The organism is Paenarthrobacter sp. NyZ202 (assembly GCF_049860755.1).
GTDB lineage: Bacteria > Actinomycetota > Actinomycetes > Actinomycetales > Micrococcaceae > Arthrobacter.
In genome coordinates, this window is the sequence record NZ_CP187556.1 from 2,653,634 (window position 1) to 2,665,495 (window position 11,862).

Consider the following 11,862-nt stretch of genomic DNA (forward strand, 5'->3'; position numbering starts at 1 on the left):
CCATTTTCATCGCTTTTGGTGCTTAGTCGCGGGTCAGGCGGCGGTGCGTGACGCGGTGCGGCTTGGCCGCATCCGGGCCGAGGCGCTCCACCTTGTTTTCCTCGTACGATTCGAAGTTGCCCTCGAACCAGTACCACTTGGAGGGGTTCTCGTCATCGCCCTCGTAAGCCAGGATGTGGGTTGCCACCCGGTCCAGGAACCACCGGTCGTGCGAGACCACAACTGCACAGCCGGGGAAGTCAAGAAGTGCGTTCTCGAGGCTGCTCAGGGTTTCGACATCGAGGTCGTTGGTTGGTTCGTCAAGGAGCAGGAGGTTTCCGCCCTGTTTAAGGGTCAGGGCCAGGTTGAGGCGGTTGCGTTCACCACCGGACAGCACTCCGGCCTTCTTCTGCTGGTCCGGGCCCTTGAACCCGAAGGCAGAGACGTAGGCGCGGGAGGGCATTTCCACCTGGCCGACCTGGATGTGGTCAAGTCCGTCGGACACGACCTCCCACAGCGTCTTGTTCGGGTCGATGCCGCCGCGGGACTGGTCGACGTAGGAGATCTTGACCGAGTCACCGATCTTGAGGTCGCCGCCGTCGAGCGGTTCCATCCCGACGATCGTCTTGAACAGCGTGGACTTGCCCACACCGTTGGGACCGATCACGCCAACGATGCCGTTGCGGGGCAAAGAGAAGGACAGATCCTCGATGAGGACACGGTCGTCAAAGCCCTTCTTGAGATCCTTTGCCTCGATGACCAGGTTGCCCAGGCGGGGTCCCGGCGGGATCTGGATCTCCTCGAAGTCCAGCTTGCGGGTCCGCTCTGCTTCTGCGGCCATTTCCTCGTACCGTGCCAGACGGGCCTTGGACTTGGTCTGGCGGCCCTTGGCGTTGGAACGCACCCACTCGAGTTCCTCGGTGAGGCGCTTGGCAAGCTTGGCGTCCTTCTTGCCCTGGACCTCCAGGCGGGCCTTCTTCTTCTCCAGGTACGTGGAGTAGTTGCCCTCGTACGGGTAGAGGTGGCCACGGTCGACCTCCGCGATCCACTCGGCAACGTGGTCCAGGAAGTAGCGGTCGTGGGTCACGGCAAGGACGGCACCCGGGTACTTGGAGAGGTGCTGCTCAAGCCAGAGCACGCTTTCGGCATCCAAGTGGTTGGTCGGCTCGTCCAGGAGGAGGAGATCCGGCTTCTGCAGGAGCAGCTTGCACAGTGCCACACGGCGGCGTTCACCACCGGAGAGCACAGTGACATCGGCGTCGGCCGGCGGGCAGCGCAGTGCGTCCATGGCCTGCTCGAGCTGGGAGTCGATGTCCCAGGCGTCGGCCGCGTCGATGGCTTCCTGCAACTTGCCCATTTCTTCGAGCAGGGTGTCGTAATCGGCATCCGGGTTGGCCATCTCCTCGGAGATTTCGTTAAACCGCTGGATCTTGCCGTAGATCTCGCCGACGCCCTCCTGGACGTTGCCGAGGACCGTCTTTTCCTCATTGAGCGGCGGTTCCTGCAAGAGGATGCCCACGGTGTAACCGGGGCTCAGGCGGGCCTCGCCGTTTGAAGGGGTGTCCAGTCCTGCCATGATCTTCAGGATGGTGGACTTGCCGGCACCGTTCGGGCCAACGACGCCGATCTTCGCGCCTGGATAGAACGACATGCTGACATCGTCCAGAATAAGTTTGTCGCCAACGGCCTTTCGGGCCTTGGTCATCGTGTAAATGAATTCCGCCATGCCCTTAAATCTAGTGGCTAGGCGGCTGGAACTCACATTCGGCCACTGCGGCGGGACGGTCGTCGTGCGCTCCGGGTTGCCCGCGGCTACCGCGAGTCGCCGATGAAGCACTTCCCTGTGGAAAGGACCGGCAGGACCGTGACGGTCACGGCTCCATCGCGGATCTGGCCAACGACGCACTCTTCACCGGACAAGGCGGCGGCTTCCATGGCGTCAACATCAAGTCCTGTAGGGGTCCGGCTTGCAGATACCTCGATGGCATCATTGGGCACGCCTGCGGCCGCCAACGCGGTGCGAACGGCCTGCCGGTCCGGTTTCGGGTTGGCGGACACCAGGTCCTTGAGGGTTCTTTCCATCGCCGTGGCGGTTGCTGCCACGTCCGTCGAGGTGCTTTCCAGGGAGCGTGCCGGGACCTCGGCGGTCACCGGGACCTCCGCGGAAGCCGGTGGCTGCACCGCAGGCACGCCGTCCGGGCCTGTGGACGCGCTGCTTTGCACCGTGCCGGAGCACGCTGCCAGCGTCACCGCACCGGCAAGAAGGATGGAAATCAAGGCCGGCTTCTTGGCCCTGCCGCCCATGCTGTGCTCATGCCACACGCGCTTCCCCCAATGTCACTCGGCAATGACTCCTGAAAAGTGATCCCCCGGATCCAGGTGGATCCGGGGGACTCGGCGCCCCAGGAGGGAATCGAACCCCCGACCGGCGGATTAGAAGGCCGCTGCTCTATCCCCTGAGCTACTGGGGCATCCGGTGCCGCAACAGTGTCGCGGCGGCTGGCGCCACAAAGAGTTTACAGTGCAATCGCTCCGTGCCGGGCCACCGCCACCCGTCCTCCACAATGCGCTTTTTACACATACGCCATCTGGCCCCTGCCCGGACTATCCGGCGTGCCGGAAGCTGAAATAGCCAGCCGGCACTTGCCTACAAAAGGAAGGACCATCATGAACGACACCATTACCCTCCGGGGATTTGTTGCCTCTGACGTCAGGAGCTCCACGACCACCCACGGAACATCCACTGCCTCCTTTCGGCTCGGAACAACTGAACGGAGGTATGACCGGGCGAGCAATTCCTGGGTGGACGGACACACCAACTGGTACACGATCCAGGCGTTCCGGTACCTGGCCGGACACGTGGGGTGCAGCATCAAGAAGGGACAACGCGTCATGGTCACAGGCAGGCTCCGGTTGCGGCAGTGGGAGCATGAGGGCCGCATCTACCACGTGGCGGAGGTAGACGCCGAATCCGTGGGCCATGACCTCATGTGGGGTTCGGCAAACTTCACGCGGATGAACGGCGCTGCAGGACCCGCACAAGGCACACCGTCGGAAACTCCCAGTGGAGCGGCGTCTGACCAACCCAGGGAAGACGTGCCATGGGATGCGGAAAACCCGGACGGCGCAGCTCCGGACGATCAGCACACTGGAGGAAGCAGCCTCCCGCTTGAAGACGAATCCACCGGGAACACGGACCCCGACGACGTACCGGCCGGCCTCATACTGGACACAACCACAGGTGAACTGGTGGACGCCATGGGTTGAGGTGGATGCTGTGGCCACGTGGCAGGTCCCCTGCGGAACGGGTCCTAGAGTGTAGCCATGGACACCGGAAGATTGGTCGAGGACATCCGAACCACCTTGAAGGCCGCCGGGGATGCAGAGCGCGCAAGGGGTGCGCAAGCGTACATGAAGTCGGAAATGCCCTCTTGGGGCGTCCGCGTACCTGACGTTAGAAGAATCACCAAGGCAGCCCTCAAACACCATCCGGTGAAGACTCCTGACGACCTTCGCCAGGCAGTCCTCGAGTTGTGGCGCACAGCCGAAGCAAGGGAAGAACGCTATGCGGCCATCGACCTCACCGGAGCGCGGCTGGTCAGCGGGGATCCGGGCATGGTGCCGGTGTATGAGGAGATCATCAGGACCGGTGCATGGTGGGACTTGGTGGACGGTGTGGCACCCAGGATCTGTGCCCTGCTCCAGGCCAACAAGGAGACCATGACTCCCCTGTTGCTTCAGTGGTCCAAAGACCCGGACATGTGGATCCGGAGGTCCTCCATCACGTCCCAGCTGGCTGCCAAATCTGCTACGGATACGCGCTTGCTGTCTGCAGTCATTGAGCCAAACCTCCAGGACAAGGAGTTCTTCATCCGCAAGGCCATTGGTTGGGCGCTGCGCGAATACAGTAAGACGGATCCCGGCTGGGTGCGGGCATTTGCCGACACCCACATGGCAGCCCTCAGCCCCCTGTCCCGCCGGGAAGCCCTCCGCCTGCTTTTCTGAGGGACCGCGGTTTCGGCCACCAGGCTCAGATAATGGGGCGCAGTCCGGGCTCGTCCCGTTTGCGGAACAGGCTCTTCGTCTTGGGATCCACAAAGATCAAGTAGACAGCGAAGAGGAGCGCGATGATGGCGGCTGCATTGCGCGCCAGCGTGAGGGCCAACCCAAGGTCTTCGCTTTGGAGGTACGGGAAGACGTCCAGCTGGTCCGAGATGGCATAGACCATAAAGAAGGAGACCACGAAGTACACCGCCTTGACCTGCCAGTCGTTTCGAATCCCCGTCACGGCGAACAGGGGTATCAGCCAGACCACATACCAGGACTGGATCATGGGTGCGAGCAGCACGATCGCGGCGAAAGCAAGTGTGAGGCGGCGCATCAGCCTGTCGTGGTCGCCCCTGAAGACCTGCCAGGCGATGGCCGCCACCATCAGCAGCTTGCCGGCATCGTAGACCCACTTGGCCATGCCCCAGCCGTCCAGGCCGAAGACATTGAAAATGGACGCCACAATCAGGCCGATCAACCCGACAGGCGCATACCAGATCCAAACGCTGCCCGGAGCCGAGAGGCCCTTGATCCAGCCAAAGCCGAAGCCGTTGACCAGGCTCATGGCGTAGAGGAGGCCGAATGTGAGGGCAGCAGTGAGGAACCAGTACAGGAACTTGCGGGGCCAGGATGCTCCTTTGCCTGCCCACAAGAGTCCGATGAAGGGCAGGAAGACCACAGTAATCGGCTTCACCGAGATGGAAAGTGTCACCAGGACAATGCCCAGGATGACCCTGCGGGTGGCGCAGTAGTACAGGCCGGCCAAGGCCAGCCCGATCATCAGGGCATCATTATGGACACTGGCGATGAAGTTCGTCAGGAAGAGCGGATTCGCTGCTGTGAGCCACAGCGCCCGGTGCGGGTTCACCCCGTGGAGCTCAGCCAGTTTGGGTACGTAGATGATGCACAGCACCACGCCCGCCAGGGCCACCAGACGAAACAGCATGATGGAAGCCTCGGGGTGCACATTGGTCACCCAGACCACGAATTGCTCGATCCACAGGAAGAACTGCCCGTAGGGAACCGGCGCTTCGGTCCACATCTTGTCTGCACCCAGTTGGAAGTAGTTGGGCAGGGCAGAAATCCCGTTCTCGTAGGGATTCATGCCTTCCACCATCAGCCGGCCCTGGCCGATGTAGGCGTAGACGTCACGACTGAACAGCGGAACCGTGAACATCATGGGCAGACCCCACGCGATCACGGCCTGGAGGGTCGCTTTGCGGGCTTCCAGGCCCCAGACCCGCACACGCTGGCCCAAGCGCAACCAGGCCCGGACCAACAGCATGCCGCCAACGGCTAGCAGGACGATGGAGAGGCCTACCCCGACGCCCTCTGTCCGCATCCAGATAAACAGCGGCAGGCGGCGCAGTTCCGACACCGGCGCAAGCCAGCCCACACCCAGCGACCCGAACACCAGGAACATGGAACCAACGAATCCGGCAATCAGCGGGGACCGGGCGTTGTCCACCTCGGCCGCTGCTGCTTCCGCGGGCGGCGCTTCCATCCCTGCCTTGTGGTCGGCGGGTACAGGCACCGTCATGTGGTTTTATCCAATCGTTGGCCCGAATGCTTCGGGACAGGAATCTGAAGGGCTGGGGGCTTTTTTACAGCAGGTAGAAACGACACTGCCGCGCTCAAAAATCGTACCATCGGAGCACTTGGAACCTGCCGAACGATAGGCTAGGCGCGTGCCTATTACTAATGAACGCATCGTGTGGATCGACTGCGAAATGACCGGCCTTGACCTTAAGAATGACGCCCTCATCGAGGTCGCAGCCCTCGTCACGGATTCAGAACTCAACATCCTCGGCGATGGTGTGGACGTGGTCATCAAGCCCGATGACGCAGCCCTTGAGCAGATGAACGACTTCGTCCGGGATATGCACACCCGGTCAAAGCTCCTCGATGAGCTTCCCCAGGGCAAGACCATGGCGGAGGCCGAGGCGCTCGTGCTGGAGTACATCGAGAAGTGGGTTCCGGATCCCCGCAAGGCACCCCTGGGCGGTAACTCCGTCGGCACGGACCGTATGTTCCTGGCCCGGGACATGCCGAACGTCGTGGAGCACCTGCACTACCGCGTCATTGATGTCAGCACCATCAAGGAACTGTCCCGCCGCTGGTTCCCCCGCGCCTACTTCCAATCACCGGCCAAACACGGCGGCCATCGCGCACTCGGGGACATCAAGGACTCGATCGATGAGCTCCGTTATTACCGGGAAGCCGTTTTTGTCCCGGCCCCCGGACCGGACACGGCTACCGCGCAGCGCATTTCGCAGGGCATCACTGCCACCGCGGCAACCCTCGGGGCTCCGAAACAGATGTGATCTGCACCATTTTCGAAGTTTTTTTCGTCGAAACGGGCAAAAGTGGACATTGCACCCCAAAACAGCAGGTAAGCTATTTGTCGTTGCCTTCACGGAGAGCCAGTCAAACGGACTAGCCGTCACAGGCACATGGTGGGCGTAGCTCAGTTGGCAGAGCGCCTGGTTGTGGTCCAGGAGGTCGCGGGTTCAACCCCCGTCGCTCACCCCACCGGAATTGGCTGATAAGCCGGTTTCCCCAAAGGCCGCACCGGTAATCCGGTGCGGCCTTTGTGTTGTTTGGGCTACTTTCGAACGAATGAGGATGTACTGACATGACAGTCCTGCCGGTCACCATTTGGGGAGAACCCGTACTGCACCGTCGGGCGAGCGAAGTCGAAGTCTTCGATGATGAGCTGCGCAGCTTCATCAATGACATGTTCGAAACCAACGACGCAGCCAACGGCGTCGGCTTGGCAGCGCCCCAGGTGGGCGTCGGCAAGCGCATCTTTGTTTACAAGTACGCCAACGACGACAACGCTCCCGAGCAGGGGGTGCTGGTCAATCCCGTGCTGACCCTGTCCAAAGTATCCGGCGCGATGCCCGACCCGGACGACCACGTGGAAGGCTGCCTGTCCTTTCCCGGCGAGCACTATCCAGTGCAACGCGCCGAGTGGGCCCGGGTACAGGGTTTTGACGGCCACGGCAATCCCGTGGACTTCGAAGCCACGGGCTGGTTCGCCCGTGTCATGCAGCATGAATACGACCACCTTGACGGCAAGCTCTACATCAACCGGCTAGTGGACCGCTACGCCAGGAAGGCGCTGAAGCAGGCCAAGAGAAACGGATGGGGCGTTCCGGGCCTGACATGGATGCCCGGGGTGGATCCGGATCCGTTCGGTCACTGATCCATGGCGACGAGGATGGGAAGGCCGGGGCAAGCATGACCGATTCGCAGAAAGAGCTCTTCGATCTCCTGAATATCGTCGGGCCTGATGCCACGGAGTGCAGCAAACTCCTGTCCGGGGAACCAAGCACCGGCGTTCTGTCCGCACTCACAACCCTGCGTGAACGCTTGGGAACCTTTCCCCAAGGCGATGCGCCCGGCAGCGGGGCGGACGAGTCGGAGTGGATCGAAGCGCTCCTGCGGTTCGCCCCGGAGGTGCACAGGTATCACAGCAGCTTGGGAATCCCCCCTGACATCTCAGCTGCCACCCTGGCGGACCTGGGACTCCAGCTTCGTATCAACCGCAGGGTCCATGGCCGGTTTGGGCTGGATACGTGGGGCTGGATGACCCTTCACATGGCGGGCAACCTGTTCCGGCTTGGCCGGCTGCAGTTCCATCTGGTGCCCCTGCAACGTGACACGGCTGTCGGAGCCTCCGGCTGGGAGTTGGGCGTGCACATTCCCGAAGACGGCAGCCTCTCCCCCGCCTTGGTGGATGCCAGCTTTGCCGAGGCGCGGGCTTTCTTTCCCCGCTACTTTCCCGACAAGCCCGCTCCGGTTGCAACCTGTGATTCCTGGATGCTCGATCCCTATCTGGCCAGGCACCTGCCGGGAAGCAATATCGCCTCCTTCGCACGCCGCTTCACCGTGGATCGTTGCACTGATGCCCCGACGGATGCGGTGTACTTCACGTTCAGGCAACGGGGCCTCGACAACCTCGAACAACTCCCCCGGGACACATCCCTTCAGCGCGTAGTGCTGGAGCGGATCGACGACGGCGGCACCTGGCAACTGGGGCACGGTCACCTCTGCCTGTGAAGTGTCTGCTGCTCCGGGCAACTGGCCAGCACACGCTTCATGGCGTCTTTTTCGGCCTGCGTAACCCACAATTTGTAGGCCGCTTTTACAGATATCTGCCGGGCAACGTAGTGGCAACGGAAGTTCTTGTTGGGCGGCAGCCATGTGGCGGCATCGCCGGCACCTTTTTTCACATTCTCCGGGCCGTCGGCGGCCACAAGGTTAAGGGGGTCGTTGGCGAGCTGTTGCCGCTCTTGGACGCTCAGCCGCCGGGCGCCCTTCTGCCAGGCGTCAGCCAACGCCACAATGTGGTCAATCTGGACGGCAGCACTGGTGTTTTGACCGCGGCGAAACGTCACATGTTCTCCCGTATACGGCTCCTGGAACGCACCACCAGCTACCCGGCAGGAGGAATCAGCGGCGAACTCCACACCGGTCAGGTCCCTGCGCAGGATGTCATTCCTGGTATCGCAGCCATTCCGGTCGGCATCGAACCAGGCCTGCCCAAAAGCCGCGCGGTCATAATCATTGCCCTGTGCGCGACCCTTTACTTCAAGGCTGTCCAACGCGGCCATGGCACTGCCAGGAGGGACAGTTGCTGCACCCGACAACGGTTTCATCCATTCCGGGTTGAAGACCGGAGCCTCCCGGGGTCCGCTTACCCATGGGTCCGCAACAGTGAACTGGCCCGTTGTGAAGAACCAGCCAAGGCTCCCGACCATGCCGGCGGCGAACAGTACGAGGATGGTCCATGCCTGCCGCGAGCGGCGGCGTGCCCGGCGATAGGCAGACCAGGTGATACTCAAAGGGCTCCGTCCTGTCAGTGTGGCGATGTCCTTAGAGACTAGGACAAGGCACTGACAGCCGGAGCCGGTATCCACAGTGTGCAGGAGAAGTCACCCTGCAGATCGGGGCACACCTCGGGTTATTGCTCGCGCATGACCCGCTGGAGGTCTTCGTTGGCTACGGCAAGCAAGCCTCGAAGTTGTTCCACGCGTTCGTCCGTGACGTCCCCGCTGGCGTTAGCCTTGATGGCCTGGTCAAGAAGCTTCTGCGCTTGCTTCTGGTTGGCCTTGGCGACGTCGAGGGCGTGCTCCAGGGTGGTTTCGTGCTCGAGTGTTGATTCATTTTCCATGAACCAATTGTGATCAGGTTTCCCGGCTGAGGCCAGAGACCCAGCCGGGAAACCGATCATGGACTTGCGTGTCTAAGCGTTGACGCCTTCGAGCACCGCGATGGGTGCCACGACGTCGCGGGCCGGGAAGGACGGCGGGTTCACGCCAGCCATCTCTTCCATGACCCGGACAACCTGGCAGGAGTAACCGAACTCGTTGTCGTACCAAACGTAGAGAACCAGGTTCTTGTCGTTGGAAATGGTGGCCAGGCCGTCGACGATGCCCGCCCGACGGGAGCCCACAAAGTCGGTGGAGACGACATCCGGGGAGTCGATGTAATCGATCTGCTTGCGCAGCGATGAGTGCAACGACATCTCACGGAGGTAGTCATTGACTTCCTCACGGGTGGTGCCGTTCTCAAGATTGAGGTTGAGGATAGCCATGGAAACGTCGGGCGTGGGGACGCGGATGGCATTGCCGGTCAGCTTGCCCTGGAGTTCCGGCAGCGCCTTGGCCACGGCCTTGGCAGCACCGGTCTCGGTGATCACCATGTTCAGCGCCGCGGAACGGCCCCGTCGGTCACCCTTGTGGAAGTTGTCGATCAGGTTTTGGTCGTTGGTGAAGGAGTGGACGGTCTCGACGTGGCCGTGGATGATGCCGAACTTGTCGTTGATCGCCTTCAGGACCGGAGTGATCGCATTCGTCGTGCACGAGGCAGCGGTCACGATCTTGTCGTCATTGGTGATGTCACCCTGGTTGATGCCGTGAACGATGTTCTTCAGCTCGCCCTTGCCCGGCGCTGTCAGGAGAACGCGGGCGACGCCCTTGCTCTGCAGGTGCTGGGACAGGCCGGCAGCGTCACGCCAACGTCCGGTGTTGTCCACCACCAGGGCGTCCTTAATGCCGTATGCAGTGTAATCGACCGTGGCGGGGTTGTCCGAGTAGATGACCTGGATCTGTACACCGTTGGCCGTGATCGTGTTGGCTTCTTCATCCACTCGGATGGTTCCTTCGAAGGATCCGTGTACCGAGTCGCGGCGCAGCAGGCTTGCACGCTTGACGAGGTCATTGTCCGCGCCCTTGCGGACCACGATTGCCCGAAGACGGAGACCATGGCCGCCACCGGCCTTTTCGATCAGCAGCCGGGCAAGGAGGCGGCCGATACGGCCGAAACCGTAGAGGACGACATCGGTGCTCGTGCGGTCGTCGGCGCCGCGTTTGCCGACGATTTCCGCGAGTTCGGCGCGAAGGAAGGCATCCAGCGAGGTGCCTTCGCCTTCTGCACGGAACTTCTCCGTGAGCCGTGCAATATCGATCGCTGCCGCGCCAAGGTCAAGCCCGGCAAGGGCATTGAGCAAGGGAGCCGTCTCCTCCAACTGAAGCTCGGTGTTGCTCATCCGGCGCGCAAAGCGGTGGGCCTTGAGGATGTTCATGGTCGACTTGTTGATCAGGCTCCGGCCGTGGATGCTGGTGACCACGTTGTTTTCCCGGTACAGCCGGCCGATAACCGGAATCATCGCCTCAGCGAGAGCCTCCCGGCCCATCCACTTATCAAGACAAGAATCTGACGTCTGGCTCACAGAACTACCTTCCTTGGGTCAACCACATACGTCCTCGTATGCAGATGGCGATGGCCGCCGGGAGTAATCCTGCGGCACAAGCATCACGGGCTTCGGTCTGCCCGGAACGCTGTGAACGATTGCAGAGAAAAACCGCCGGCTGCGAACGCAGGCCAGGCGGCAGAACATCTACGTTCAGTAACCATTCTAGGCTGGGCGGAAGGTAGATGGGCCGTCGCGAAGCGTGAAGTCACTCACACGGCCCTTCAGGCGGACACTCCCGGCACAAGAACGGCTACCCGGCGCCCGGATGGTTTTCCGCCAGGTAAGCCGCCCACGCGCGCGGCTGGTGGTCCACGCACGGCTGTTCTGTGGTGTTCCTTCCGCACGTTACGCAGGACACGCGTCCCCGGATCAGGATGTTCTCCATGTCCGGTTCTTCAAAACCCGTGCATTCACACAGCCAGCGCATGGCGCCGCACACGGGGCAAGTGGCAGGGAGTTCCTGCGCGACGTCGTGGGTGGATTGAGATGTTTCGTCGCTGTCTGCAGCTGTACCAAATGGCCCCATGAGGTGCAGGCTATCTGCAACTCAATCGTTTCGATTAACTTGACTTGTAACGTGACAGCTTCTGTCGTATAGGGCCCGACGCCCGACAAAGGTTAACGCAGTATGACAAGTACTCAAACCCGCGGATTCATGGGAGAAACGACCCCTTGTAGTGGATGGGTTGACCGATACGCCGGGTTCTGTCATCCCGTGCCGTTACCGGCACGGGAGTGGCGGCCATCCATCTACGAACGCCGTTGCCGACGCCCTCCAGCGGCCTACCCGGACACTCGGGCGAGCAGCCCTCGAACGTGTCCTGTCTGGCCTTGCTCCGGGTGGGGTTTACCTAGCCTCCCCGGTCACCCGGGGAGCTGGTGGTCTCTTACACCGCCGTTTCACCCTTACCTGCTGCGCCGATGCTGGCATCGGACCGCGCAGGCGGTCTGTTTTCTGTGGCACTGGCCTGCGGGTTGCCCCGAGTGGGCGTTACCCACCACCCTGCTCTGCGGAGCCCGGACGTTCCTCGAGCCACTCTCGTGGCGCGCGACCGCCTGGTCAACCCATCCGC

Annotated in this window: 11 protein-coding genes, 2 tRNA genes and 1 other RNA gene; 6 read left to right on the forward strand and 8 right to left on the reverse strand. The window is 61.9% G+C overall.

Annotated elements, in window-relative coordinates:
* Nucleotides 1-22: 22 nt before the first annotated feature.
* The 3 genes from ettA to ACPFL9_RS12300 form a co-directional block, all read right to left on the reverse strand.
* The gene (ettA, locus tag ACPFL9_RS12290) at nucleotides 23-1,705 is read right to left on the reverse strand and encodes an energy-dependent translational throttle protein EttA (protein WP_426002964.1); all 1,683 of its coding nucleotides are present in this window, start codon (nucleotides 1,703-1,705) and stop codon (nucleotides 23-25) included.
* 86 nt (nucleotides 1,706-1,791) lie between these two features.
* Entirely contained in the window at nucleotides 1,792-2,256 is a 465-nt protein-coding gene (locus tag ACPFL9_RS12295) for a DUF6993 domain-containing protein (protein WP_426002966.1), read from the reverse strand.
* A gap of 121 nt (nucleotides 2,257-2,377) precedes the next feature.
* Nucleotides 2,378-2,450, reverse strand: a tRNA-Arg gene (locus tag ACPFL9_RS12300).
* 196 nt (nucleotides 2,451-2,646) lie between these two features.
* Here ACPFL9_RS12300 and ssb point away from each other — a divergent pair.
* Both ssb and ACPFL9_RS12310 read left to right on the forward strand, forming a co-directional pair.
* Nucleotides 2,647-3,246, forward strand: a complete 600-nt coding sequence (gene ssb, locus ACPFL9_RS12305) for a single-stranded DNA-binding protein (RefSeq protein WP_426002968.1) — start codon at nucleotides 2,647-2,649, stop codon at nucleotides 3,244-3,246.
* Nucleotides 3,247-3,303: 57 nt separating this feature from the next.
* Nucleotides 3,304-3,984 (forward strand): DNA alkylation repair protein, encoded by a 681-nt coding sequence (locus ACPFL9_RS12310; protein ID WP_426002969.1) that lies wholly within the window; start codon nucleotides 3,304-3,306, stop codon nucleotides 3,982-3,984.
* 25 nt (nucleotides 3,985-4,009) lie between these two features.
* Here the strand turns inward: ACPFL9_RS12310 and mptB are convergent, their stop codons facing one another.
* Nucleotides 4,010-5,566 carry a polyprenol phosphomannose-dependent alpha 1,6 mannosyltransferase MptB gene (mptB, locus tag ACPFL9_RS12315; RefSeq protein WP_426002970.1) on the reverse strand — a complete coding sequence of 519 codons (1,557 nt, stop codon included), beginning with the start codon at nucleotides 5,564-5,566 and terminating at the stop codon, nucleotides 4,010-4,012.
* A 190-nt stretch (nucleotides 5,567-5,756) separates the two neighbouring features.
* Here mptB and orn point away from each other — a divergent pair, with 190 nt between their 5' ends.
* The 4 genes from orn to ACPFL9_RS12335 all read left to right on the forward strand — a co-directional run bounded on the left by orn (nucleotide 5,757) and on the right by ACPFL9_RS12335 (nucleotide 8,091).
* Nucleotides 5,757-6,350: an oligoribonuclease gene (gene orn / locus ACPFL9_RS12320; protein WP_426007552.1), complete on the forward strand. Its 594-nt coding sequence runs from the start codon at nucleotides 5,757-5,759 to the stop codon at nucleotides 6,348-6,350.
* 132 nt (nucleotides 6,351-6,482) lie between these two features.
* Nucleotides 6,483-6,558, forward strand: a tRNA-His gene (locus ACPFL9_RS12325).
* Between the two features lie 103 nt (nucleotides 6,559-6,661).
* Entirely contained in the window at nucleotides 6,662-7,234 is a 573-nt protein-coding gene (gene def, locus ACPFL9_RS12330) for a peptide deformylase (protein ID WP_426002972.1), read from the forward strand.
* A 35-nt stretch (nucleotides 7,235-7,269) separates the two neighbouring features.
* Nucleotides 7,270-8,091 (forward strand): acyltransferase domain-containing protein, encoded by an 822-nt coding sequence (locus tag ACPFL9_RS12335; protein WP_426002974.1) that lies wholly within the window; start codon nucleotides 7,270-7,272, stop codon nucleotides 8,089-8,091.
* Here the strand turns inward: ACPFL9_RS12335 and ACPFL9_RS12340 are convergent.
* From ACPFL9_RS12340 to rnpB, 4 genes are all read right to left on the reverse strand, one after another.
* Nucleotides 8,076-8,876 (reverse strand): HNH endonuclease family protein, encoded by an 801-nt coding sequence (locus ACPFL9_RS12340; protein ID WP_426002975.1) that lies wholly within the window; start codon nucleotides 8,874-8,876, stop codon nucleotides 8,076-8,078. The genes ACPFL9_RS12335 and ACPFL9_RS12340 overlap by 16 nt on opposite strands.
* A gap of 119 nt (nucleotides 8,877-8,995) precedes the next feature.
* The gene (locus ACPFL9_RS12345) at nucleotides 8,996-9,205 is read right to left on the reverse strand and encodes a hypothetical protein (RefSeq protein WP_426002977.1); all 210 of its coding nucleotides are present in this window, start codon (nucleotides 9,203-9,205) and stop codon (nucleotides 8,996-8,998) included.
* Between the two features lie 72 nt (nucleotides 9,206-9,277).
* Nucleotides 9,278-10,729 (reverse strand): glyceraldehyde-3-phosphate dehydrogenase, encoded by a 1,452-nt coding sequence (locus ACPFL9_RS12350; RefSeq protein ID WP_426007553.1) that lies wholly within the window; start codon nucleotides 10,727-10,729, stop codon nucleotides 9,278-9,280.
* A 738-nt stretch (nucleotides 10,730-11,467) separates the two neighbouring features.
* Nucleotides 11,468-11,857: RNase P RNA component class A (rnpB, locus tag ACPFL9_RS12355), an RNA gene on the reverse strand.
* Between the last annotated feature and the right edge of the window lie 5 nt (nucleotides 11,858-11,862).